Annotated in this window: 18 protein-coding genes; 12 read left to right on the top strand and 6 right to left on the bottom strand. The window is 65.2% G+C overall.

Translation table 11 applies throughout. The annotated features are described in order from the left end of the window. Window positions 1–14 precede the first annotated feature (14 nt). Window positions 15–1,706 (bottom strand): AMP-binding protein, encoded by a 1,692-nt coding sequence (locus tag ABE960_RS08895; protein WP_349761891.1) that lies wholly within the window; start codon window positions 1,704–1,706, stop codon window positions 15–17. Between the two features lie 103 nt (window positions 1,707–1,809). Continuing rightward, window positions 1,810–2,247, bottom strand: a complete 438-nt coding sequence (locus ABE960_RS08890; RefSeq protein ID WP_349761890.1) for a MerR family transcriptional regulator — start codon at window positions 2,245–2,247, stop codon at window positions 1,810–1,812. A 182-nt stretch (window positions 2,248–2,429) separates the two neighbouring features. Here ABE960_RS08890 and ABE960_RS08885 point away from each other — a divergent pair, with 182 nt between their 5' ends. The 6 genes from ABE960_RS08885 (at window position 2,430) to ABE960_RS08860 (ending at window position 9,799) form a co-directional block, all read left to right on the top strand. Continuing rightward, window positions 2,430–3,596 carry an acyl-CoA dehydrogenase family protein gene (locus ABE960_RS08885; RefSeq protein ID WP_349761889.1) on the top strand — a complete coding sequence of 389 codons (1,167 nt, stop codon included), beginning with the start codon at window positions 2,430–2,432 and terminating at the stop codon, window positions 3,594–3,596. Between the two features lie 34 nt (window positions 3,597–3,630). After that, a complete protein-coding gene (locus tag ABE960_RS08880; RefSeq protein ID WP_349761888.1) occupies window positions 3,631–4,779 on the top strand; it encodes an enoyl-CoA hydratase/isomerase family protein in 1,149 nt (382 codons plus the stop codon). A gap of 78 nt (window positions 4,780–4,857) precedes the next feature. Beyond that, the gene (gene mmsB / locus ABE960_RS08875) at window positions 4,858–5,760 is read left to right on the top strand and encodes a 3-hydroxyisobutyrate dehydrogenase (protein ID WP_349761887.1); all 903 of its coding nucleotides are present in this window, start codon (window positions 4,858–4,860) and stop codon (window positions 5,758–5,760) included. A gap of 83 nt (window positions 5,761–5,843) precedes the next feature. After that, window positions 5,844–7,235, top strand: coding sequence for an MATE family efflux transporter (locus ABE960_RS08870; RefSeq protein WP_349761886.1), 1,392 nt, complete (start codon window positions 5,844–5,846; stop codon window positions 7,233–7,235). A 103-nt stretch (window positions 7,236–7,338) separates the two neighbouring features. Further along, window positions 7,339–8,520, top strand: coding sequence for an acyl-CoA dehydrogenase (locus tag ABE960_RS08865; protein ID WP_349761885.1), 1,182 nt, complete (start codon window positions 7,339–7,341; stop codon window positions 8,518–8,520). A 73-nt stretch (window positions 8,521–8,593) separates the two neighbouring features. After that, window positions 8,594–9,799: a CaiB/BaiF CoA transferase family protein gene (locus ABE960_RS08860; RefSeq protein WP_349761884.1), complete on the top strand. Its 1,206-nt coding sequence runs from the start codon at window positions 8,594–8,596 to the stop codon at window positions 9,797–9,799. Here ABE960_RS08860 and ppsR read toward each other — a convergent pair. Further along, window positions 9,796–10,629: a posphoenolpyruvate synthetase regulatory kinase/phosphorylase PpsR gene (gene ppsR / locus ABE960_RS08855; protein ID WP_349761883.1), complete on the bottom strand. Its 834-nt coding sequence runs from the start codon at window positions 10,627–10,629 to the stop codon at window positions 9,796–9,798. The two genes, ABE960_RS08860 and ppsR, sit on opposite strands and share 4 nt — an antisense overlap. Before the next feature lie 353 nt (window positions 10,630–10,982). Here ppsR and ppsA point away from each other — a divergent pair, with 353 nt between their 5' ends. The 6 genes from ppsA (at window position 10,983) to ggt (ending at window position 20,082) form a co-directional block, all read left to right on the top strand. Further along, on the top strand, window positions 10,983–13,355 hold the full coding sequence (gene ppsA, locus ABE960_RS08850; RefSeq protein ID WP_349761882.1) for a phosphoenolpyruvate synthase: 2,373 nt from the start codon (window positions 10,983–10,985) through the stop codon (window positions 13,353–13,355). 136 nt (window positions 13,356–13,491) lie between these two features. Then, on the top strand, window positions 13,492–14,091 hold the full coding sequence (locus tag ABE960_RS08845) for an anti-virulence regulator CigR family protein (protein ID WP_349761881.1): 600 nt from the start codon (window positions 13,492–13,494) through the stop codon (window positions 14,089–14,091). 277 nt (window positions 14,092–14,368) lie between these two features. Then, window positions 14,369–16,777: a Lon protease family protein gene (locus tag ABE960_RS08840; RefSeq protein ID WP_349761880.1), complete on the top strand. Its 2,409-nt coding sequence runs from the start codon at window positions 14,369–14,371 to the stop codon at window positions 16,775–16,777. Continuing rightward, a complete protein-coding gene (locus ABE960_RS08835) occupies window positions 16,767–17,564 on the top strand; it encodes a universal stress protein (RefSeq protein ID WP_349761879.1) in 798 nt (265 codons plus the stop codon). The genes ABE960_RS08840 and ABE960_RS08835 overlap by 11 nt, the downstream gene beginning before the upstream one ends. A gap of 389 nt (window positions 17,565–17,953) precedes the next feature. Then, entirely contained in the window at window positions 17,954–18,163 is a 210-nt protein-coding gene (locus ABE960_RS08830; RefSeq protein ID WP_349761878.1) for a hypothetical protein, read from the top strand. 95 nt (window positions 18,164–18,258) lie between these two features. Then, window positions 18,259–20,082, top strand: coding sequence for a gamma-glutamyltransferase (gene ggt / locus ABE960_RS08825; RefSeq protein ID WP_349761877.1), 1,824 nt, complete (start codon window positions 18,259–18,261; stop codon window positions 20,080–20,082). Window positions 20,083–20,108: 26 nt separating this feature from the next. Here ggt and ABE960_RS08820 read toward each other — a convergent pair whose 3' ends face one another. From ABE960_RS08820 to acnB, 3 genes are all read right to left on the bottom strand, one after another. Next, complete coding sequence (locus ABE960_RS08820) at window positions 20,109–21,992, bottom strand: glycerophosphodiester phosphodiesterase family protein (RefSeq protein WP_349761876.1); 1,884 nt, start codon at window positions 21,990–21,992, stop codon at window positions 20,109–20,111. A gap of 39 nt (window positions 21,993–22,031) precedes the next feature. Further along, a complete protein-coding gene (rraA, locus tag ABE960_RS08815) occupies window positions 22,032–22,520 on the bottom strand; it encodes a ribonuclease E activity regulator RraA (RefSeq protein ID WP_349761875.1) in 489 nt (162 codons plus the stop codon). Window positions 22,521–22,724: 204 nt separating this feature from the next. Then, on the bottom strand, window positions 22,725–25,328 hold the full coding sequence (acnB, locus tag ABE960_RS08810) for a bifunctional aconitate hydratase 2/2-methylisocitrate dehydratase (protein WP_349761874.1): 2,604 nt from the start codon (window positions 25,326–25,328) through the stop codon (window positions 22,725–22,727). Between the last annotated feature and the right edge of the window lie 239 nt (window positions 25,329–25,567).

Raw genomic sequence — 25,567 nt, 5'->3', positions numbered from 1 at the left:
ATCTCGCTCGGCGCTTACGCCAATCCCAGCTCGTGGGTGGCTTCCTCGCGCATCTTGAACTTCTGGATCTTGCCGGTGACGGTCATCGGGAACTCGTCGACGAACTTCACGTAGCGCGGTACCTTGTAGTGGGCTATCTGGCCCTTGCAGAAGGCCTTGAGTTCCTCTTCGTCGAGGCTCTCGCCCTCACTGAGCTTGACCCAGGCCATCACCTCTTCGCCGTACTTCTCGTCGGGCACGCCGATCACCTGGACATCCGAGATGGCCGGGTGGGTGTAGAGGAAGTCCTCGATCTCCCGCGGGTAGATGTTCTCGCCGCCGCGGATGATCATGTCCTTGATGCGCCCGACGATCGCCACGTAGCCCTCGTCGTCCATGGTGGCGAGGTCGCCGGTGTGCATCCAGCCCGCCTCGTCGATGGACTTGGCGGTGGCCTCCTCGTTCTCCCAGTAGCCGAGCATCACGCTGTAGCCGCGGGTACACAGCTCGCCGGTCTCGCCGCGGGCCACCACTGCGCCGGTGTCGGGGCTGACCAGCTTGACCTCCAGGTGAGGGTGGATGGTTCCCACTGTGGTGACGCGCTTCTCCAGCGGTGCGTCGGTCTGGGTCTGGGTGCTGACCGGGCTGGTCTCGGTCATGCCGTAGCATATGGTGACGTCCTGCATGTTCATCTTGTCGATGACCTTGCGCATCACCTCGATGGGGCAGATGGAGCCGGCCATGATGCCGGTGCGCAGGGAGGAGAGGTCGAAGCTCTCGAAGTCCGGGTGCTCCAGTTCGGCGATGAACATGGTGGGCACCCCGTAGAGGGTGGTGGCCTTCTCCTCGGAGACGGCACGCAAGGTCTCGCTAGCCTCGAAGCCATCGCCGGGATAGATCATGGTGGCGCCGTGGGTCATGCAACCCAGGTTGCCCATCACCATGCCGAAGCAGTGGTAGAGGGGCACCGGGATCACCATGCGGTCGGTCTCGTCGAGGTTCATGGTGCGGGCCACGAAGAAGCCGTTGTTGAGGATGTTGTGGTGGGAGAGGGTGGCGCCCTTTGGCGCGCCCGTGGTGCCGGAGGTGTACTGGATATTGATCGGGTCGTCGAACTGCAGGGTGGCCTGGATGTCGGCCAGGTGAGCGGCGGAGACCTCGTCGGCATGGCCGAGCATCCTGGACCAGGTCAGCATGCCGGTCAGGGCACGCTGCTCATCGAGGCAGACCACCCGGGCGAGGTCAGGCAGCCGCTTGCAGGCGAAGGTGCCGGGCGCTCCATCGCGCAGTTCCGGGGCCAGTTCGGCCAGGGTGGCGACATAATCGGAGGCCTTGAAGGCACCCTGCAGGATCAGCGTCGAAGCACCGGATTGCTTGAGGGCATATTCGAGCTCGTGGGTGCGGTAGCTGGGGTTGATGTTGACCAGGATGGCGCCGATCTTCGCCGTGGCGAACTGGGTGATGGTCCATTCGGCGCAGTTGGGCGACCAGATGCCGACCCGGTCGCCCTTCTCAACTCCCAGATCGATCAGGGCGCGCGCCGCTAGATCCACGGCCTCTTGCAGCTCCTTCCAGCTGTAGCGCAGCCCCTGGTGGCGGCTGATCAGGGCATCGCGCTCGGCGAAATGTGCCACGGTATCGTCGAAGCAGTCACCGATGGTCTGGCCCTTGAGGGGGGTGTCACTGATACCACTGACGTAGCTGATCGATGGTTGTTGGCGTGTCATGGTGTTTCTCGTCTTGTTGTTGCCTGTGGCGGTTTACGTGAAACGCAGGATGACGTCGTTGTAAGTGGCCGGCAGTGGTGAGGCGCGCGCATGGTGCTCAGGCCTAGTGGCCGAGGCTGCGCAAGACCTCCCGGGCACGGTCGTCCACGTCATCGAGCTCCATGCGCATCAGACGGATATCCTCCAACTGGCGCTCGAGGTTGGCGCGCTTGTCGGCCAGTATTTCCAGCAGGCGCTGCAGCTGGCGCGCGTTACCGTCGGGCATGGCGTCATACATCATCACCACCTCGCGGATCTCTGCCAGCGAGAACCCCAGTCGCTTGCCGCGCAGGGTCAGCTTCAGTCGTACCCGATCCTTCTCGCGGTAGATGCGCTTCTGGCCTTCGCGACGCGGCGCCAGCAGGCCCTCCTGCTCGTAGAAGCGGATGGTGCGTGGCGTGACCTCGAACATCCTTGCCAGTTCACCGATGGTGTACTGTCGGTGCTGGCGTGGCAGGGCGTCCGGGCTGCTTGCCTTGTCCGGGGTGGTTGACTGTGTCATGACGTTGATCCTGTGGCCGGGTGGTGAACCGGCGGTTTCCCACCTCGTCTGGCAACATTAGACGAGGTTGACGTTAACGTAAAGTGCTTGTTCGACCATGGAGTGATATGGGATAAACCTAGCAAATGCTAGGTTGGTGTCGAGACGGTTCACCCATCCACAGCCGAACACGAGGGATTCCCATGGACTTCTCGCTGACCGATGACCAGAAGGCGCTGGCCGCGGCCGCGGCTGATTTTGCCAGCGCCGAGCTTGCCGACCACGCGGCCGAGTGGGACGCGACCTCCCACTTCCCGGTGGACGTCATCCGCCGAGCGGGAGAGGCAGGCTTCCTGGGTATCTATACCCCGGAGGAGCATGGCGGCCTGGGTCTTTCGAGGCTCGAGGCCTCGCTGATCTTCGAGCAGCTCTCCCAGGGCTGCATCTCCACGACCGCCTACCTGACCATCCACAACATGGTGACCTGGATGATCGCCAGCTGGGGTGACGACGCCCTTCGGGAGACATGGGTACCCGCCATGGTGGCCGGCGAAGCGCTGGGCTCCTACTGCCTGACCGAGCCGGGTGCTGGCTCCGATGCGGCCAGCCTGCGCACCAAGGCCGTCAGGGAAGGCGATGAGTATGTCATCTCGGGCAGCAAGATGTTCATCTCCGGGGCGGGAGCCACCGAGGTGCTGGTAGTGATGGCCCGCACCGGAGCTCCCGACAGCGGGGCCGGCGGCGTCTCGGCGATCGTGGTGCCGGCGGATGCCGCGGGGGTCGAGTACGGCAAGAACGAGGAGAAGATGGGCTGGAAGAGCCAGCCGACCTGTCTGGTCAGCTTCGACGGCGTGAGGGTGCCGGTCACCAACCGCCTCGGCCAGGAAGGCGAGGGCTTCAAGTTCGCCATGAAGGGCCTCGATGGTGGACGCCTTAACATCGCCAGCTGCTCCCTGGGGGCGGCCCAGCAGGCCCTGACCCTGTCGCGGGACTATATGGCCGAGCGCAAGCAGTTCGGCCGCGAGCTGTCGAGCTTCCAGGCCTTGCAGTTCAAGCTGGCCGACATGGCAAGCGACCTCACCGCGGCCCGGTTGATGGTGCGCCACGCCGCCTGGCGCCTCGACCAGGGAGATCCCGAAGCGGCCGCTCACTGTGCCATGGCCAAGCGGTTCGCCACCGACATGGGCTTCAACGTCTGCAACGAGGCCCTGCAACTGCATGGCGGCTATGGTTACATTCGTGAATATCCTCTGGAGCGGCTGGTTCGCGATACTCGGGTACACCAGATACTCGAGGGCACCAATGAGATCATGCGCCTGATCGTCGCCCGTCGCCTGCTGGCCGACGGCGTCATCGAGTCGCTCCAGTAACCGTTCCCTGACACCAGATCCAGGAGATCCCCGGATGACGGACCTTGCAGTGCTCTTCGACGAGTTGCCCACCCGTGATGGCGGCCGTATCGGTGTGGCCACCCTGAATGCCCCGAAGTCGCTCAACGCCCTGTCGCTGGAGATGATTCGCCAGCTCGAGGCAAAGCTCGAGGCCTGGGCGGTGGATCGCAGCGTGGTGGCCGTGTGGCTCGAGGGCAGCGGGGACAAGGCCTTCTGTGCCGGTGGTGACGTGGTGGCCCTCTACCGCTCGCTGACCGAGGAAGGCGAGAACCGTGGCGCCGGCCGAGACGGCATTTTCGCCGAGACTTATTTCACGGCGGAGTATCGGCTCGACTACCACATACACACCTATCCAAAGCCGTTGATGGTGTGGGGAGACGGTATCGTCATGGGCGGGGGGCTGGGCCTGATGTCCGGGGGGGGGCAGCGCCTGGTGACCGAGACTACCCGTATCGCCATGCCGGAGATCACCATCGGCCTCTATCCCGATATCGGGGCTAGCTGGTTCCTGGGCCGCATGCCGTCCGGGGTAGGGGCCTATCTGGGCCTCACCGGGGCTCAGCTCAATGCCCGGGATGCCATCGACCTGGGCATGGCCGACCGCTTCATCCCACGGGATCGTCGTGAGGCGCTGCTAGGTGCCCTTCAGGAGGCCGATTATGGTGATCGCGCTCCGCGTGCCCTGCGGGCCGGCGTCCAGTCCGTGATCGATGATCATGAAGACCGCCAGGCGGCACCGGCAGCACAGGTCTGGCCGCATCTCGATCATATTCAGTCTCTGGTGGGGTGGGTCGGCGCCGCCAATGCGGTCAAGCGTATCCTGCGCGACACCACCGAGGATGCCTGGCTTGCTGTCAATCGCTCCCGGCTCGAGGCCGGCTGCCCGATGAGTGCCCAACTGGTGTGGCTGATGCTCGAGCGCCATGCCCACACTGGCCTTGCCGATGCCTTCCGCGAGGAGCTGAGCCTCTCGGTGCAGTGCTGCCGCAAGGGTGACTTCGTCGAGGGGGTTCGTGCCCTGCTGGTCGACAAGGACAAGTCGCCCCGCTGGTCCCATGCCTCGACGGCCGCGGTTCCCGAGGCCGACATCCAGACCCTGATGACTACGCTCTGGTCCAGCGAGTCACACCCGCTTCGCGACCTCGGTCGTCGCATCGACTAAGCGTATCGCGTCGGCTTAGTCGCTCGCGCTTTCATGAACAACGCATACCGCAACAATAACGCTATAGGAGCCATGCCAATGAACATCGCCTTTATCGGTCTCGGTAACATGGGGGCTCCCATGGCTATCAACTTGGTCAAGGCCGGCCATGACGTGACCGTCTTCGACCTGGTCGAGAGCGCCATCCAGGCGCTGGAAGCCGAGGGCGCGAGCCGTGCCGCCAGCGCCGAGGCGGCCGCCTCGGGCGCCGAGGTGGTCGTCTCCATGTTGCCCGCCGGCCCCCACGTGAAGAGCCTCTACCTGGGGCGCGACGGCGCGCCGGGCCTGCTGGACGCTCTGGACGACAAGCCGCTGTTGATCGATTCCTCGACCATCGCCCCGGACGATGCACGCTTGGTGGGCGCTGCCGCCACCGAGCGCGGCTTCACCTACCTGGATGCCCCGGTCTCCGGCGGGATCGGGGGCGCCAAGGCCGGCACCCTGACTTTCATCGTCGGCGGCGATCAAGACGGCTACGAGAAGGGCAAGCCCCTGCTCGAGACCATGGGCAAGAACATCTTCCATGCCGGGGAGGTGGGCGCCGGTCAGGTGGCCAAGATCTGCAACAACATGCTGCTGGGCGTCCTGATGTCGGGGACCGCCGAGGCGCTGGCGCTGGGCGTCAAGAATGGCATGGACCCGGCGGTGCTCTCCGAGATCATGAAGCAGAGCAGCGGCGGCAACTGGGCGCTCAATGTCTACAACCCCTGGCCGGGGGTCATGGAGGGCTCCGCGGCGTCCCGAGACTACCAGGGCGGCTTCCTGACCGACCTGATGGCCAAGGACCTGGGGCTGGCCTGGGAGCTGGCGCTGGGGTCGAAGGCCACCGTGCCGATGGGCTCCCAGGCGCGCAACCTCTTCGCCCTGCACAGTGCCCAGGGCAGTGGCCAGCTGGACTTCTCCAGCATCCAGAACCTCTATCGGGAAGGCGAGGAGAAGTAGTCACGTATGACCTGCGCCACCCGCCTGTCAGGTGACGTCGAAAACGGGCACACTTTCGTGCCCGTTTCTCGTCGAGAGCCCGCATGAGCACACCCGCATCATCGCCTTCCTCCGCCACACCCTCTTCCTCGACCCCGCGTCCTGGGCGTCGCGACCTGCTCGAGGGGCCCATCGCGACCACCCTGCTGCGCAAGAGCCTGCCGGTGGTCGGCGGCATGATCGCCATGATGAGCTTCAACCTGGTGGATACCTGGTTCATCTCCCGGCTCGGGACCGAGGAACTGGCGGCGGTCTCCTTCACCTTTCCGGTGGTGTTTACGGTCATCAGCCTGGCCATTGGCCTGGGCATCGGCACCTCGGCGGTGGTGGCACGTCGGCTGGGGCAGGGCGAGCTCGGGACGGTGCGCCGTCGGGCCACCGATGCGGCCTTGCTGGCGCTGGTAGTGGGAGTCTGCATGACGCTGCTGGGCCTGGCCACTCTGGACCCTCTGTTTCGGCTGCTGGGGGCCGACGACGTGCTGATGCCCCATATTCGCGACTACATGGGCATCTGGTACCTGGGGGCGGCCGCGATGATCGTCCCACGGGTGCTCAACAGCATCCTGCGCGCCCATGGCAACACCGCCACTCAGGGGCTGATGATGGCCCTGGCCGCCGGCGTCAACGTGCTGCTCGACCGGTGGCTGATCTTCGGGGCCGGGCCGATCCCGGCCATGGGAGTTTCCGGGGCGGCGCTGGCCACCGTGCTCAGCTGGGGGGTGATGGCGGCAGCCCTGGTCTGCCATCGCGAGCTGCGTGAGCTCTTCGACCTGGCCGGCCTCACCCTGCAGGGGCTGGCCGCCTCCTGGCGCGAGCTCGGGCGCATCGCGGGCCCGGCGGCCCTCACTAGTGTCTTTACCCCCGTCGCCCTGGGGCTGGTGACGCGCATCATCGCCGACCATGGTCACGACGCCGTGGCCGGTTACGGCGTCGGCACCCGCATCGAGGCCATCTCCCAGATCGTCGTGCTGGCGCTCTCTATGACCCTGTCACCGCTGGTCAGCCAGAACGCGGGTGCCGGCCAGCATGATCGGGTACGCCGGGCGATCCTCGGCTGCTTCGTCTTCGTGCTGGCCTGGCAGTTGCTGGTATGGGGGGTGCTTCAGCTGCTGGCTCCCTGGCTGGTGGCAGGCTATGCCGAGAAGGCCGAGGTGGCCCAGGTGTTGCGAACCTTCCTGTGGCTGGTGCCCCTCGGGCTCGGGGCCCAGGGTGTGGTGATCCTGGCAGTCTCGTCGCTCAACGCCCTGCATCGTCCGGCGCTGGCCATGCGCCTGTCGGTGGTCAGGCTCTTCGCGCTCACAGTGCCGCTGGCCTGGCTGGGCGGGCGGTTGGCCGGCAGCACCGGTGTCTTCGCCGGGATGCTCTCGGCCAACCTCCTGGTCGGGCTGGTCGCCTGGGGGCAGATCCGCCTCCAGCTGTCGCGTCAGTCGACGTGACGCGGGTCTCGGGGAAGGTGCCGCCGGGCTTGGCACAAGGAGTATTTTGGTCTACATTCGGTATAAATATAGAAATTAATGGAACGCCACTCGAGGAATCTTCATGAGCCAGATCACCCCCGTCACCTGGGACGACCCCTTCCGCCTCATCGACCAGTTCAGCGAAGATGAGCGCATGGTCCAGCAGACGGCCCATGACTACTGTCAGGAGAAGCTCTTCCCGCGGGTGCTGGAGGCCAACCGCCATGAGCGCTTCGACCGCGAGATCATGAACGAGATGGGTGAGCTGGGCTTGCTCGGCGCCACCATCGACGGCTACGGCTGTGCCGGGCTCAACTATGTCAGCTACGGGCTGATCGCCCGCGAGGTGGAACGGGTCGACTCCGGTTATCGCAGCGCGATGAGCGTGCAGTCTAGCCTGGTGATGTATCCGATCCATGCCTTCGGCAACGAGGCCCAGCGCGAGAAGTACTTGCCAAAGCTGGCCAGCGGCGAGTGGGTGGGGGCGTTCGGCCTCACCGAGCCCGACCACGGCTCCGACCCGGGCGGCATGAGCACCCGCGCCACCCGGACCGCGGACGGCTGGCGGTTGAACGGCACCAAGACCTGGATCACCAACTCGCCCATTGCCGATGTCTTCGTGGTCTGGGCCAGGGATGAAGAGGGCGTGGTCAACGGCTTCATCCTCGACAAGGGCATGAAGGGCCTCTCCGCGCCCAAGATCGAGGGCAAGTTCAGCCTGCGTGCCTCCATCACCGGCCAGATCTCCATGCAGGATGTAGAGGTCGGAGACGAGGCTCGTCTGCCCGGCGTCACCGGCCTCAAGGGGCCGTTCTCCTGCCTCAATCGCGCCCGCTACGGGATCGCCTGGGGCACCATGGGCGCTGCCGAGGCCTGCTGGCATGCTGCCCTCCAGTACACCCTGGATCGCAAGCAGTTCGGCCGCCCGCTGGCCGCCAACCAGCTCATCCAGAAGAAGCTCGCCGACATGCAGACCGAGATCGCCTTGGGCCTGCAGGCTGCCCTGCGGGTGGGGCGGATGATCGACGACGGTCAGCTGGTGCCAGAGGCGATCTCGCTGATCAAGCGCAACAACTGCGGCAAGGCGCTGGATATCGCGCGTGTGGCCCGTGACATGCACGGCGGCAACGGCATCAGTGACGAGTATCACGTGATCCGACATGTGATGAACCTCGAGGCGGTGAATACCTACGAGGGTACCCACGACGTGCATGCCCTGATCCTGGGGCGCGCCCAGACAGGTATCCAGGCCTTCACCGGCTGACGAATAGACACCGTAGACGACCAATCAGGGGCGCCTTTTGCCTGTTCAGCCCCGAGCGCGCAAGGAGCTCAAGATGAGCGGACCGCTGGAGGGCATTACGGTGCTCGATCTTTCGCGGGTACTGGCCGGGCCCTGGTCCGGCCAGCTGCTGGCCGACCTGGGTGCCCGGGTGATCAAGGTAGAGCACCCCACCCGGGGCGACGACACCCGAGGCTGGGGGCCGCCCTGGCTGGCCGAGGATCATCAAGCCGAGCGGATGGCGGCCTACTACCTCTGCACCAACCGCGGCAAGCAGTCGCTGGCGGTAGATATTGCCACCGAGGGTGGCCAGGCCCTGATCAGGGAACTGGCCAAGGGCGCCGACATCCTGCTCGAGAACTTCAAGGTCGGCGGCCTCGAGAGGTACGGCCTCGATTACCCCAGCCTGAAGGCGCTCAACCCGCGGCTGATCGGCTGCTCGATCACCGGCTTCGGCCAGGATGGGCCCTATGCGCATCGCGCGGGCTATGACTTCATGATCCAGGCCATGGGTGGCCTGATGAGCCTCTCAGGTGAGCCCGACGGCATGCCCATGAAGACCGGCGTGGCCATCACCGACGTGATGACCGGGCTCTACGCCACGGTCGGGGTGCTGGCCGCGCTGCAGGAACGTTCTCGCACCGGAAGAGGCCGCCACATCGACCTAGCGTTGCTCGACGTGCAGGTCGCGACGCTCGCCAATCAGGCCCTCAACACCCTGGTCACCGGCACGTCGCCACAGCGTCACGGCAACGCCCATCCCAACATCGTGCCCTATCAGGCCTTCGCCTGCCGCGACGGACACCTGGTGCTCACCGTGGGCAACGATGCCCAGTTCGCCCGCCTGGCCGACCTGTTGGGTCATCGGGAATGGGCCGAGGACCCCGCCTACGCCACCAACGCTGCCCGGGTCGGCAACCGGGAGGTACTGGTGCCGATGATCCAGACGCTTCTGTTGGGCCGCGAGCGGGACGATTGGCTCGCCGAGCTGGAAGCGCGCGGCATACCCGCCGGGCCCATCAATACCTTGACCGAGGTCTTCGACGACCCCCAGGTGCGTCATCGAGGCCTGCACAGGGAACTGCAGCGCGGGACGCTCGAGGTGCCCCAGGTGGCCAATCCGCTGCGCTTCGACGGTGAGCCCCTTACCAGCGATATTGCGCCGCCAGGGCTCGGGCAGGATAGCGATGCGATACTCGCCGAGATGGGTCTCACACCGGACGATATCGCCCGGCTGAGGCGCCAGGGCGTGATCCGTTAGCGCGGCGAGAAACGGCGGGTGAGCCCGGTCTCGGCGATCATCCGGGTGGATATCTCCTCCACCGAGAAGCGGGTGGTATCGATGTAGGGGATGTGCAGCTGGCGATAGAGGCCCTCGGCCTGCTCGACCTCCTGGACGCACTGGTCCATGGAACTGTAGCGGCTGTTGGGCCGGCGCTCGTGGCGGATCGCCGCCAGCCGCCTGGGGTCGATGGTCAGTCCGAACAGCTTGTGACGATGAGGGGCCAGGGCCTTGGGCAGCTTGAGGCTACCGTTGTCGTCCAGGTCATCCTCGGTGAGCGGGTAGTTGGCGGCGCGGATGCCGAACTGCAGCGCCAGATAGAGCGAGGTCGGGGTCTTGCCGCAGCGGGAAACCCCTACCAGGATGATGTCCGCCTGGTCGTACTGGTGGGTGCGCGCCCCGTCGTCGTTGTCCAGCGCGAAATGCACCGAGTGGATGCGGTCCATGTAGACGTCGTCGCGGCCGATGGCATGGGTGCGTCCGACGCTGTAGGACGAATGGGCCTCCAGCTCCTCCTCCAGCGGCTTGAGGAAGGTCGAGAAGATGTCGACCTTGAAGCCGGGCGCCTTGCGGATCACCTCTCGAATTCCCTCGTCGACGATGGTGTCGATGATGATTGGCTGCTCGCCGTCGCGCACAGCCGTGGCCTCGATGATCGCCACCAGGGTATGGGCCTTCTCGAGGGAGTCGATGTAGGGCTTGGTGAGCATGCGGATATCGACGTTCTCGAACTGGGCCAGCAGGCTGCGCCCGAGGCTCTCAGCGGTGATGCCGGTTCCGTCGGAGATGAAGAAGGCGGTGCGCGTCATGGCGGGTCGCTGTCGTCCGGTCGGGAGGGGGACCTATTGTCGGTGCTGGTAGACGCGGGGACAAGAGGCGAGATGCCTGGCCCCGTGTGGGCTTGCCACTACAGGAAACGGCCGAATCGCCATGCTGTTGTAAAAATCCTACAGTGACTTCGATGTTAGACCAATGGCGAATATGGAAACCCGCTGATAGAGTCGCCATCATCTCATCATGCCTGGGTATTTCGAGACAGCTCATCGAGACAGCTTCTCGAGACAGCTTCTCGAGACAGCCCTTCAAGGGAGCTCCCTGAGTGAGACCTGCGAGCGAGGCCCGCCAGCGTGATGCACCCATCGACATTATTCTGGGAGATCCCATGGACGATTACATTCAGTGGTTCGATCAATTGGGCATGGACGATGTCGAGCGGGTAGGGGGCAAGAATGCCTCCCTCGGCGAGATGATCTCCAACCTTTCCGGCGCGGGTGTCACGGTTCCCGGCGGCTTCGCTACCACGGCCCATGCCTATCGCGAATTCCTCTCCCATGAAGGCCTGAACGATCGCATCAACCAGGCCCTTGCGACCCTGGATGTCGACGACGTCAATGAACTGGCCCGGGTCGGGGCCGAGATCCGCCAGTGGGTCATCGACACGCCGTTGCCGCCGACCTTCGAGCAGTACCTGCGCGAGAGCTACGAGACGCTGTTGGCCATGCACCCCAGGCTCAAGGTGGCGGTACGCAGCTCGGCCACGGCCGAGGACCTGCCGGATGCCTCCTTCGCCGGGCAGCAGGAAACCTTCCTCAACATCGAGGGCTTCGACAACATCAAGCGTGCCGTCCACGAGGTCTTCGCCTCGCTGTTCAACGATCGTGCCATCTCCTACCGCGTGCACCGTGGCTATGCCCACGAGAATGTGGCGCTGTCGGCGGGCATCCAGAAAATGGTGCGCTCCGAGACCGGCGCCTCGGGCGTGATGTTCACCCTGGACACCGAATCCGGCTACCGTGACGCGGTCTTCGTCACCGCCTCCTGGGGGCTGGGCGAGACGGTGGTGCAGGGGGCCGTGAACCCCGACGAGTTCTACGTGCACAAGTCGACCCTGGCCGCGGGGCGTCCGGCGGTGCTGCGCCGCAACCTCGGCTCCAAGCTGATCAAGATGGTCTACACAGACGACACCAGTGCCGGCAAGTCGGTGGCGACCGTGGACGTGCCGCTGGCCGACCGTGGGCGCTTCTGCATCAACGACGAGCAGATCATGGACCTGGCGCGCCAGGCGATGACCATCGAACAGCACTATGACCGCCCCATGGACATCGAGTGGGCACTGGATGGGGACGACGGCAAGCTCTACATCGTCCAGGCCCGTCCCGAGACGGTGGTCTCCCAGCAGGAGGGCGGCAAGCTCGAGCGCTTCCAGCTCAAGGAGAAGGGCCGCACCCTGGTGGCAGGCCGGGCCATCGGCCAGCGTATCGGTAGCGGGGCCGTGAAGGTGGTCTTTTCCCCGGACGACATGCAGAAGGTCCTTCCCGGCGACGTGCTGGTCACCGACATGACCGACCCGGACTGGGAGCCGATCATGAAACGGGCCTCCGCCATCGTCACCAACCGCGGGGGACGCACCTGCCATGCGGCGATCATCGCCCGTGAACTGGGCATCCCCGCCGTGGTCGGCTGTGGCGATGCCACGGAGATGCTGGCCGACGGTCGTGACGTCACCGTCTCCTGCGCCGAGGGGGACACCGGGCACGTCTATGACGGCCTGCTGGATTTCGACCGTCGCGTGACGAGCGTCGATGCCATGCCCGAGATTCCCTTCAAGATCATGATGAATGTGGGCAACCCGGATCGCGCCTTCAGCTTCGCCAGTCTGCCCAATGCCGGTGTCGGCCTGGCGCGTCTCGAATTCATCATCAATCGCATGATCGGCGTGCATCCCAAGGCATTGCTTGAGTACGACACCCTGCCCGCCGACCTGCAGCAGACCATCGATCTGCGCACCGCCGGTTACGACGGCCCGGTCGAGTTCTATGTCGAGAAGCTGGTCGAGGGGATCTCCACCCTGGCCGCCGCCTTCTATCCCAAGCGGGTCATCGTGCGCCTGTCGGACTTCAAGTCCAACGAGTACGAGAACCTGATCGGCGGCAAGCTCTATGAGCCCGGGGAGGAGAACCCCATGCTCGGGTTCCGCGGGGCGTCGCGTTACATCTCCGAGTCGTTCCGCCCCTGCTTCGAGCTGGAGTGCCGTGCCCTCAAGCGGGTCCGCGAGGTGATGGGCCTGGACAACGTCGAGATCATGGTGCCCTTCGTGCGAACCCCCGACGAGGCCCGCGAGGTCGTGGAGCTGCTGGCCGCCAACGGTCTCACGCGTGGCGAGAATGGCCTCAAGGTCATCATGATGTGTGAGCTGCCGGCCAACGCCCTGCTGGCCGACGAGTTCCTTGAGTACTTCGACGGCTTCTCCATCGGCTCCAACGACCTGACCCAGCTGACCCTCGGTCTGGATCGCGATTCGGGCATCATCGCCCACCTCTTCGACGAGCGTAATCCGGCCGTCAAGAAGCTGCTGTCCATGGCCATCCAGGCCTGCCGCGCCCAGGGCAAATACATCGGCATCTGCGGCCAGGGTCCCTCAGACCACCCGGACCTCGCCAAGTGGCTGATGGAGGAGGGCATCGATTCGGTGTCCCTGAATCCGGATGCCGTGCTCGAGACCTGGTTCATGCTGGCCGGGGAAACGCTGGGGTAAGTCGCTCACTGCTCCCTGCGACCATCGACCCCGCCTCTCGAGGCGGGGTTTTCGTTGCCATGCACGAGGCAGGAGGATGTGTCCTCACAACAGACATCGTTCTTGCACTTAGTCTGCTTGATGTGGGACTACACTGATGACGTATTTTCCCATCGAGGAGCTTGTCATGAAACGCACGGGTTTTCTTTACCCTCTGATGCTTGGCGCCGCCCTAAGCTTGGTACTCGCGTCCACCCCCCTGCTGGCCAACCCCGGTAACGGACAGGGTGAAGGACAGTCGACCTGGAAAAAGTCGGGGGACGGGCAAGGCAAAGAGCAGCGGGGCGGTGGTCAGAGCCAGGGAAAAGGTCAGCGTGGCCAAGGGCAGGACGGCGATGACGACCGCTATCGCCATGAGTCGCGTGAACGTGAGCGCAAAGAATATCGGGAGCGGGACGATGATCGGGAATGGGCACGTCGGCCGAGGGTCGATGAACGCGAGATTCGCGATATCTTCCGCCGCCGGCAGGAGTACCTCTACGCTGACGACATTGACAGCCTGCCGCCCGGCATCCGCATGAATCTGCAACGGGGCAAGCCTCTGCCTCCCGGTATCGCCAAGAAATTCGACAATCAGGTGTACCGAGATCTGCCGAACTACGATGGCTATGAATGGCGCCGAGTGGGGACCGATGCGGTGCTGGTCGATCTCACCAACGAGATCATCTACGAGGTGATTCAGGATATTCTGCGCTGACTGGCCGCCGGCTCGCTGTGCCGGCCCTTCGCCGACGGCCGCCTGGACCCTCTCATGACCAACGCCCCGAGCTGTCTCATTCTTCCCACATCGGCTTATTTGGGTGAATGTACGTGAGTTGGTGGGTGAATGTTCGTAGTTGAGGGTTCGTAGTTGAGGGTTCGTAGTTGAGAGTTCGTAGGTGATAGTTCGTAGGTGATAGTTCGTAGACGAGCGTTGTCACAGGTGGGCCGCTAGAGGACAGCAGTCAGAGGCGACCAGCCAAAGGAGAATGGCCATGGTGGAACCCCTTGGGGTGGCGCAGGTGTACCGCAGCTGTCGGGTCGATGCGTTCGATTTCGAGGTCACCAGCGAACTCGAGTCGTTGGACCTCCTGACCGGGCATGAGAGGGCCCGGGATGCACTGAGTTTCGGTACCGCGATTCGCAGCGACGGCTTCAACCTCTTCGTGCTGGGCCAGCCAGGGCATGACCGGCAGAGCCTGGTGGGTCGTTTCCTCTCCGAGAAGGCACTAAGCGGCTCTCCTCCCCGGGACTGGTGCTATCGCTACAACTTCGATGACCCGGCCATGCCGCTCGCCCTCTCCCTGCCGCCTGGCATGGGGCAGGCGTTACGGTCGGATCTCGAGTCCATGATCGAGGAGCTGCGCAGTGCGATCCCCTCGGTCTTCGAGAGCGAGGAGTACCAGAATCGCTTCCATGAGCTGAAGCAGGCCATGGGCGAGCGTCAGCGCGATGCCGTCGAGGCCGTGCGCCGCGAGGCCCGGGAACACGGTATCCTGCTGCTTTCAACTCCCAACGGTTTTACCTTTGCGCCAGCCGATGGCGACAAGATGATGGCTCCGGAGGTCTTCGAGAAACTCCCCACCGAGGAGCGCGAGCGCATCGAACACAAGGTCGAGGAACTGCAGCGCCAGCTGAGCCAGGCGATTCGCCAGATGCCTCGTCTGGCCAAGCGGCTTCGGGAGCAAACCAATACCCTCAACGAGGAGATGCTTCAGTCGGCCATTGGTACGCCACTGGACGAGCTCAAGGAACGTTTCGCCGCTCAGGAAGGGGTCATCACCCACCTCGATTCGATACGCGAGGCGATCCTGTTCAATGCCGACTCCTTCATCGACGAGGAGCCCGACATCCCGGCGGAGGCGGTGTTCAGTCGGTTCCAGATCAACCTGCTGGTGGATAACGCCGAGGCCGAAGGGGCACCGGTGATCCATCAGGACCTGCCCACCCACCAGCATCTGGTGGGTCGCATCGAGCACCATGTGCACAACGGTACCCTGCTCACCGACTTCTCGCTGATTCGCGCCGGAGCCCTGCATCGGGCCAACGGCGGCTACCTGGTTCTTGACGTGCGCGGCATCCTCACTCAGCCCGGGGCTTGGGAGACCCTCAAGCGCGTGCTGATGGCCGGTGAGATCCGTACCGAGTCTCTCGAGCAGGCCTATGGCCTGATCAGCACCGTGACCCTCGAGCCGGAGCCGATTCCGCTGGACGTCAAGATCGTGCTGCTGGGTGAACGCCTGCTCTATTACCTGCTCTGCGAGCATGATCCCGAGTTTCTGGAGCTGTTCAAGGTGCAGGCCGACCTGGAAGACGAACTCGATCGCGACCCCGAGCATGAGGCCTTCTACGCCCGCATGGTGGCGACCCTGGCTCGCGAGGCGGCCTTGCGTCCGCTGGATCGAAGCGGCGTGGCCGCCGTGATCGAGCGGGCCAGTCGCCTGGCCGATGACCAGTGCAAGCTGACCGCGCGTCACCGCGATCTCCATGATCTGGTGCTGGAGGCCGACCACTGGGCCGGCGAGGAATCGGCCAAGGTGATCGCCCGGCGCCATGTCGAGAAGGCGGTCAGTCAGCAGCTCTGGCGGGCGGGACGCATTCGCGAGCGAAGTCACGAGATGATCACTCGCGGCACCTTGATGGTCGCCACCGAAGGATGGGTGGTCGGCCAGGTCAACGGACTCGTCGTCATGCAGCTGGGTGACTTCGCCTTCGGGCAGCCGTCGCGCATCACCGCCACGGCGCGTCCCGGCAACGGTCAAGTGGTCGACATCGAGCGTGAGGCCCGCATGGGCGGTCGGATTCACTCCAAGGCGGTGATGATCCTCTCTCGTTACCTGGCCAGTCGCTACGCCGGGGACGAACCGCTCTCGCTCTCCGCGAGCCTGGCCTTCGAACAGTCCTATGGGGGGGTCGAGGGCGACAGCGCCTCGGTGGCCGAGGTCTGCGTCCTGGTGTCTGCCATCGCCGGGGTGGAACTCGACCAGGCGTTCGCCGTGACCGGCTCCATCGACCAGCATGGCCGGGTTCAGCCGGTGGGCGGCGTGAACGAGAAGATCGAAGGGTTCTTCGATGTCTGCCGGGCGCGCGGCGAACTCGAGGGCCAGGCGGTGATCCTTCCGGCGACCAATGTCGAGCACCTGATGCTCAAGGCCGAGGTCCGCGAGGCCATCGAACAGGGGAGCTTCCGCGTCTTTGCGATTTCCCGTGTGGACGAGGCACTGGAACTGCTCACCGGCCTGTCCATCGGTGCGCCAGACGTTCACGGTCGCTTCCCCGAGGGTAGCCTCGATGCGCGGATGGTCGAGCGGCTGACGCACTTCCGCGAAGTGGTGAAACACTCGCGCCAGGAGGAACGGGGCATCGATGACGGCGAGCAGCAGGAAGATGACGATGAGCACTGATGAGGCCCGGCCGCCGGCGGGGGGAATGCCGGCCGGCGAGGAGGCTGGCAAGGAGGCCAGGGTGATGCGGGTGCTGACGCTGCTCGATGCCTCCCGCCACAGCCTGGCGGCACTCGCCGCCGCGGTGGATCTCGCCGAAGAGCGCCGTGCCGACCTGGTGGCGTTGTTCGTCGAGGACCAGGACCTGCTGGGCAGCGCCGGCTTTCCCTTTGCCCATGAGATCGGTGCCGTCTCAGGGCGGGTGCGCAGGCTCTCGAGACATGACCTCGAGGCCGGACTGGCCAGTCAGGCCCGCCGCGTGACCGAGGCGCTGGATGCCGCGGTGGCCGGACGGGACCTGCGGCATGAACTCAGGGTCAGCCGTGGCCGGGTGACCAGCGAGGCGCTGGCTCTGGCCGGCCCGGGGGACGTACTGTTGTTGGGCAAGGCCGGGTTCTCGGAGCATTGGGGGGTGCGTCTGGGAGCCACCAGCCGTGCCCTGGTTCTGGAGGCTCCTTGCACGGTGATCATCTGGGACGAGCGGTTGCCGCTGGCTCGCGGCCCCTTGCGTACCCTGGATGAACCGGCCTCGGAGAGCTGTGACCTCACGGCGATCCCCGAGGTGCTGACTCGCCTGTTCGACGGTGGAGAGGTTCTGCAGGCGAGAGATGCCCGGCAGCTGGAGCAACAGCTCTCCCGGGCGACCAGTGGTGCCCTGCTGCTGCATCGTTCACGGCTCGCCCAACTGGCCGACGAGGACCCAGACATCCTGGCACGGTTGCCGATTCCCGTCATCGTGGTGCCATGAGCGCTTCGGCGACCGCGCGGTAGCATGGACTGACCGATGGAATGCCCACAGGACGGCGGGAATTTGGCAAGATAGCGCCTTCAACGAGGCGACGAGGGGGATCTTTCGGGATGGCATACTTGCTGGTGATGGGGGGGCTGGCGTTGTCCGTCTTCTTCACCCTTGGCTGGGGACTGGTCAGCGTGTTGCGGTGGTTTGGTCGCAGGCTGACCGGGGCGTGCCGTCAGTCGCCTCGGCAGCAGGCGCGTCGTGCGTCGAACAGACCCAAGGCATCTTCCAGGGCCAGTCCCAAACATCAGACGGCCTCAAGGTCCACCCCCGACAACAAGACTTCTTCCAAAGCCACCACGGCCAAGGTCTCGTCGAAGCCATGGGGAGTGACCCGCTGGTTGGCTCGCCAGCATTCGTTGCTGCCGCTGGGGCTGCTGGTCCTGCTGCTCTATGGCGGGAGTCGTCTGGCCGAATACGGCATGGCCTTCCGGCCGCATGAGGCCCCCGGTGCATACCACAGCCTCGTCAGCTCCCTGGGCTGGGTCTCTGCCGTGCTGCTGGCACTGGCCGTCGTGAATCTGCTGGCTGTCTGGCGCTGTCGCCGCTAAGGGGACGACGACCGGGCAAGGCGGCACCTATCCAGGCATGACTCTGATTCGAGACCCTGGTTCGAGACACCGCTTCAACACAAGGCGTCATGATCATGGACACCCCCGTCGTTTGCCGTCGTTTGGCGACTCTCCTGCTGTTCTCGCCCCTGCTGCTGTCGTCTGCGGCTCTGGCAGAGAGCGACTTCCAGTACCAGCGACCGGACATCGCGCCGGAAACGGTCTCCGGCCGCGAGCAGGAGCCGGGCTGGGCCGCCCAGCGCTTCGCCGTGGCCGCGGCCAATCCCCTCGCCACCGATGCCGGCTACCAGATCCTCAAGGCAGGAGGCTCGGCCATCGATGCCGCCATTGCAGTACAGATGGTGCTCACCCTGGTCGAGCCCCAATCCAGTGGCATCGGCGGCGGTTCCTTCCTGATGTATCACGATGGCGAGGAGGTAAAGGCCTACGATGGTCGCGAGACTGCGCCGTCCTCGGTGGACGAGGGGCTCTTCCTGGACCGGGACGGTGAAGTCCTGGCGTTCATGAAGGCTGTGGCCAGCGGACGTTCGGTTGGCGTGCCCGGTACCCTGCGCATGCTGGAGATGGCCCACAAGGCACATGGTCGCCTGCCTTGGGCAGCCGTCTTCGAACCGGCCATCACCCTCGCCGACGAGGGGTTTCCGGTCAGCCCCAGTCTGCACAGCGGCCTGGCCGACACCGACGCCCTGCGAGATGACGCCAGGGCGTCGGCCTTCTACTTTACCGAGGAGGGGGAGCCGCTGCCGGAAGGACACATGCTCAAGAACCCGGCCCTGGCGGTGATCCTCGAGCGGATCGCCGAGCAGGGCAGCTCGGCGTTGCACACTGGGGGTGTCGCGGAAGACATCGTGGGACGGGTGCAGAACCACCCCGCCATTCCCGGCAGCCTGAGCCTTGAGGACCTCGCCACCTACACGGCAAGGAAGCGCAAGCCGCTCTGCACCGACTGGCAGGACTATCGGGTATGCGGCTTTCCGCCGCCCTCCTCGGGGCACCTGACCATGATGCAGATTCTTGGCATCCTGGAGCAGCTAGCTCCCTCGAAGGCGGGCCTGGAGGATGACCTTCCCGGTGTCGACTGGCTGCACTCTTTTCTCGAGGCCTCGCGACTGGCCTTCGCCGACCGCGGGCGCTACATCGCCGACCCGGATTTCGTCGAGGCGCCCGGAGGGGACTGGTCGCGAATGCTCGCCCCCGACTACCTGGCCGAGCGCGCCGACCTGATAGAGGATGAACAGAGCATGGGCAGCGGCGGCGCCAGCCCAGGCAATCCCGGTGCCCTGGCCACTGCCTGGGCCGTGCAGCCCGCGCAGCCGGAATATGGCACCAGCCACATCAGCATCATCGACGAGCACGGCAACGCTTTGGCCATGACCAGTTCCATCGAGCAGACCTTCGGGGCGCGCATCCTCTCCGATGGGGGAACCGGCATGCCGGGTGGCTTCTTGCTCAACAATGAGCTGACCGACTTCTCCTTTACCCCTTCGGATGATAATGGCACCCCCATCGCCAATCGGGTGGAGCCCGGCAAGCGTCCACGCTCCAGCATGAGTCCGACGCTGGTCTTCGACCGGAACAGCGACCAACTGGTGGCGAGCCTCGGATCGCCGGGGGGAGCGGCCATCATCCACTATACCGCCCGCTCGCTGGTGGCGATGTTCGACTGGGGCCTGGACGCCCAGCGGGCGTTGGACCTGCCCCACGCCATTACCCTGGGCGGGACGGTCTACCTGGAGGCGGGGCGCTTCCCCCCGGCTACTCTTGAGGCGCTGCGCGCTCGTGGTCACGAGGTGGAGGAGCGCGAGCTGACCAGCGGCCTGCAGGCAATACAGCGTACCGAAGAGGGCCTCTTCGGTGGTGCCGACCCACGCCGTGAAGGGATTGTGATGGGCGAGTGAGAGCCACGCAGGCGCCCCTGACGCCTCTAGTTCCGCAACCAGTTACGCAGTTTGACCAGTAGCAGGGCGCCGTCACCCAGGCGGCGCCGTTCGGCGATCAGGGCGGCAAGCATGGCCGGGCGGTCAGTGATGATGCCATCCACCCCCAGGTCGATCAGGCGAGACATGACGGTCCGCTCATTGAGGGTCCAGGCGTACAACTCGTAGCCGTAGTGCCCGGCCAGGCGAATCTCCTCCTCGTCGATCCGGTTGTGGCGAAGCGCCAGGGCATCGAAACCCCGGCGCTCCAGACTTCCCGCAAGAACCAGCTGCGCCAGCAGTGTGGTGTCCAGTCGAGGTTCGCGCAGGGCGGCTTCGCGCAGCAGCCAGGGCGACCGGGTGGCCACGCGCATCTCCCCCAGAATGTCGGGATCGCCGCAGGCCCGGGAGGTGATCCTGTCCTCGGCCCGGTCCCGGCAGACACGACGGCGATCCCTTTCCCTCTCCAGCTCGGCGAGCACTGCGTCGACCAGGTCGAGTTCGCGGCCGGGATCAGGCTTGAGCTCGATCAGCAGCCAGGCGCGCTCTCGCACCGTCTCCAACGCCTCGTCCAGCCCCGGGATCCGCTCGCCTATGAAGGGGTCGCCGAACCAACTTCCGACATCGAACGCGCCGAGAGAGGCCCGCGGCAAGGTGCCGATCCTCTGGTCGTCGCCTGTCAGTCGCCTGAGGCTTTCGTCATGGTAGAGGACCACCTTGTCATCGGCGGTGAGTCGCACATCGATCTCGATGCCGTCGGCCCCGTCCAGAATGGCCTGTTCCAGCGCCGGCAGGGTGTTCTCCGGAGCCTTCAGCGAGCTGCCCCGGTGGGCGATGATCTCGACCTCGTCGCGGATCTCGAAGCGATGGACGATCAGCCAGGCCTGGCCGATGGCGAAGAGAACCACGGCGATCTCGACGGTCCAGGCCAGGCGACGCAGATGGGTGCCGGGAGGCGGGGGCTCGGGACGCGGTTCATGGTGGGCGATCCGCAGGTAGAGGCAGGTGGCCTGGAGGGCGTTCGCGGCGATGCCGCCGAAGGTGATGGATAGCGCGATCAGCAGGTAGGCGGTGAGGTAGGCCAGCATGGCCGGGATCAGCACCTCGTTGCGCTCGGGCAGCCACCACAACAGCGGAGTCACGGCTCGGTCGAACAGGGTCGTTGCCAGCAGAGGCAGGCCGACGATGCCCAGCAGCAGCAGGATGACCGCCGCGGCGATGTGGCGTCCCTGGCCCCTGGTCAGCTGCATGCTTCGGCGCAATGCCGCTCTCGGGGCGAGTGCCTCCAGGGTCAGCACCGTCAGCGCCAGATGCCAGCGCACATAGAGGCTCCCCGCCAGCAGTGCCCATGCCAGCAAGGGCAACAGGGCGCTGGCGAGGAAGGCCCAGAAGGCCGGGGGGCGCACGCTTTGCACGAAGAATGGATCCAGGCCGCCAAGGAAGAACTCGTGCAGCCAGCCGAGGCCGAAGGCCAGGGGGGCAAGCAGCAACAGCTGTGCGCCGACCTGCACCACGACCAAACCAGTGATGGACGGCAGTCGCCGGAGTGTGGCCCACAAGGCTTCGAAGGCCAGGCGGACGTGATTGCCGTGAGGACGTACCGCGACCAGGATCATGCCGGACTGCTGCAGGTAGAGCACCAGGAAGGTCAGGCCCACTGCGGCCAGCAGCCACAGCATTCCCCCCGGACTCATCAGTAGCTCGAACAGCTCCCCATTGGTGATCACCGGCCGACCGAACTGACGGAGCAGGCTCGATAGCGTCCACCCCACCGCCGGCAGCAGCAGGCTCGAGGCCAGCAGGGTGAAGAAGAGGTGGTAGGCGATCAGCGGACGCAGGTGCTCGCGCAGGGTGCGCAGCACGTCGCCGCTCAGTCGTGACAGGGCCAGCATGGACGGATGCGAGAGTACGCGATCATGGCGCTCCTTCGTTCAGCGTTCCAGGTCCAACTGCTCGTCGGCGACGAGGATGCCGTTGTTGTCGGCATAGAGCCACTGGCCCGGCGAGAGGGTGACGCCGGCGAAGCTGACCGGGATGTCGCGGCTTCCCTCGCCCCGCTTCTCGCTCTTGCGTGGATGGGCCCCCAGGGCCTGGATGCCGAGCTCGGTCTCGGCCAGCACATCGACGTCACGCACGCAGCCGTAGATCACCACGCCGGCCCAGCCATTGCCGACGGCCTGTTCGGCGACCATGTCGCCGAGCATGGCGCAGCGGGTCGACCCGCCGGCATCGACCACCAGCACGGCCCCATCGCCGGGTTCAGCCACCGCCTGCTTGACCAGCGAATTGTCTTCGAAGCACTTGACGGTACGGATCGGGCCACAGAAGGCCTCGAGGCCGCCGAAGTTGACGAAGATCGGTTCGAGTACCGCTATCTCGGGGTAGGCGTCGCAGATGTCGGGAGTGATGATATGGATCACGGCGATGACTCCTGATGAAGGGAGGGATTACCCGATGATGCCACGGTCGGGGCAGAACGAAAGGCCTCTTTCGTGGAAGGCGCCGCCCCGAGGGCGGGTCGGACGAAAAAAAAGCGCCCCTGACGGGGCGCTTTGGTCATCGGCTCCGGCCACCGAGAACGGTGGCCTTCGATGTTGCGAGCATCGGAGTCGACAGTCAGGGTATCAGGCTTCCTGGGCGACGGGAATCACGTTGGAAGCGGCGTTCTGATACTCCTCGATCTCGTGGAAGTTCATGTAGCGATAGATCTCGCCTGCCATGGCGTCAAACTCGCCCATGTAGCGACGGTACTCGTCGACGCTCGGCAGGCGACCCTCCACCGCGGCCACGGCCGCAAGCTCCGCGGACGCCAGGTAGACGTTGGCGCCGTCGCCCAGGCGGTTGGGGAAGTTGCGGGTCGAGGTGGAGACCACGGTACTCTTGGCGGCGACCCGGGCCTGGTTGCCCATGCACAGCGAGCAGCCCGGCATCTCCATGCGGGCGCCGGCGCGACCGTAGATGCCGTAGTAGCCTTCCGCCGTCAGCTGGTGCTGGTCCATCTTGGTCGGGGGCGCCAGCCACAGGCGAGTCTTCAGGCTGCCGGCCGGCTGCTTCTCGAGCAGCTTGCCCGCGGCACGGAAGTGACCGATGTTGGTCATGCATGAGCCGATGAAGACCTCGTCGATCTTCTCGCCGGCGACCTCGGAGAGCAGGCGGGCATCATCCGGGTCGTTGGGGGCGCACAGGACCGGCTCCTTGAGTTGCTCGAGATCGATCTCGATGACCTCGGCATATTCGGCGTCCTTGTCGGCGCGCATCAGGCTCGGGTTGGCCAGCCATTCCTCCATGCCCTGGATGCGGCGCTCGATGGTCCGGCGGTCGCCGTAGCCATTTGCGATCATCCACTTTAGCAGGGTGATGTTGGACTTAAGGTACTCGGAGACAGAGTCATCGCCCAGGGTGATGGTGCAGCCCGCGGCGGAGCGCTCGGCGGAGGCGTCGGAGAGCTCGAATGCCTGCTCGACGGTGAGCTCCTCGAGTCCCTCGATTTCCAGCACGCGGCCGGAGAAGGCGTTCTTCTTGCCGGACTTCTCGACGGTCAGCAGTCCCTGCTGGATGGCGTAGTACGGGATGGCGTGGACCAGGTCACGCAGGGTGACGCCGGGCTGGCGCTTGCCCTTGAAGCGCACCAGGACCGATTCGGGCATGTCCAGCGGCATCACGCCGGTAGCGGCGGCGAAGGCGACCAGGCCCGAGCCGGCCGGGAAGGAGATGCCCAGCGGGAAGCGGGTATGGGAGTCGCCGCCGGTGCCCACGGTGTCGGGCAGCAGCATGCGGTTGAGCCAACTGTGGATGATGCCGTCGCCCGGCCGCAGGGAGACGCCGCCGCGGTTCATGATGAAGTCGGGCAGGGTGTGGTGGGTGTCCACGTCCACCGGCTTCGGGTAGGCCGCGGTGTGACAGAAGGACTGCATCACCAGGTCCGCCTGGAAGCCGAGGCAGGCCAGGTCCTTGAGCTCGTCGCGGGTCATGGGCCCGGTGGTGTCCTGGGAGCCCACGGTGGCCATCTTCGGCTCGCAGTACATGCCCGGCCGCACGCCGTCCAGGCCGCAGGCCTTGCCGACCATCTTCTGGGCCAGGGTGAAGCCCTTGCCGGTGTCGGCGGGCTGCTCGGGCAGACGGAAGACGTCTGAGGGAGCCAGGCCAAGGGACTCGCGTGCCTTGGTGGTCAGGCCACGGCCGATGATCAGCGGGATGCGTCCGCCGGCGCGGACCTCGTCGAGGATCAACTGGGTCTTGAGCTCGAAGGTGGTGACCACCTCGTCGGTGCCGTGCTTGCACACCTTGCCCTCGTAGGGGTAGACGTCGATCACGTCGCCCATCTCGAGCTTCTCGACGTCCATCTCCACGGGCAGGGCGCCGGAATCTTCCATGGTGTTGAAGAAGATCGGGGCGATCTTGCCGCCGAAGCAGAAGCCGCCGGCACGCTTGTTCGGAACGTTGGAGATGTCGTCACCGAAGAACCACAGCACGGAGTTGGTCGCGGACTTGCGCGAGGAACCCGTGCCGACCACGTCGCCCACGTAGGCGACCGGGAAGCCCTTGGCCTTCACTTCCTCGATCTGCTTGAGCGGACCGGTGGTGCCGGGAGCCTCGGGGCTGATGCCGTCGCGCTCGTTCTTGAGCATGGCGTTGGCATGCAGCGGGATGTCCGGGCGCGACCAGGCATCCGGGGCCGGGGACAGATCGTCGGTATTGGTTTCCCCCGGCACCTTGAAGACACTGAGGGTGATCTTCTTCTCGAGGGCCGGCTTGGACAGGAACCACTCGGCGTCGGCCCAGGACTGGATCACGTCCTTGGCCACGGCGTTGCCTGCCTTGGCGCGCTCTTCCACGTCATGGAAGGCGTCGAACATCAGCAGGGTGTGCTTGAGCTGCTCACCGACTTCCTTGGCCAGGTCCGCATCGTCAAGCAGTTCGACCAGGGAGACGATGTTGTAGCCCCCCTGCATGGTGCCCAGCAGCTTCACCGCGTGGATAGGGTCGATCAGCGGTGACTGGGCATCGCCCTTGGCGATGGCGGTGAGGAAGCCGGCCTTGACGTAGGCTGCCTCGTCGACACCGGGCGGAACGCGATTGGTGAGCAGGTCGAGGATGAATTCCTCCTCGCCGGCGGGGGGAGTCTTCAGCAGATCGACCAGTGCGGCGACTTGCTCGGCGTTCAGCGGCTTCGGTGGCACGCCTTCGGCGGCGCGCTCCTCGACATGTTGGCGATAGGCTTCAAGCACGTTGGGGCCCTCATCTTTGGTGGTGGCCGAAGCCGGCAATCCTTGTCGAGAGATCGACGAATGGCACGCTTCGGCACGGGAACAAGTCTGGCAGACCCTCCCGGTATGACCAGAGTGTCAGCGGTGTCGCGATTCTAGAGGAAACTGTCGACAATGTTAAGTTGAGCCCGTCGTGGCGGCCTTGAACTTTGGTCGGCGGCAACTTCGGGATGCCAGGATGCCGTTCTACGCGTTACCAT

Source organism: Halomonas aquatica (genome assembly GCF_040196335.1).
GTDB classification, from domain to species: domain Bacteria; phylum Pseudomonadota; class Gammaproteobacteria; order Pseudomonadales; family Halomonadaceae; genus Halomonas; species Halomonas aquatica.
The sequence above is the reverse complement of the archived record's forward strand: the minus strand, read 5'-3'. Positions and strand labels throughout refer to the sequence as shown.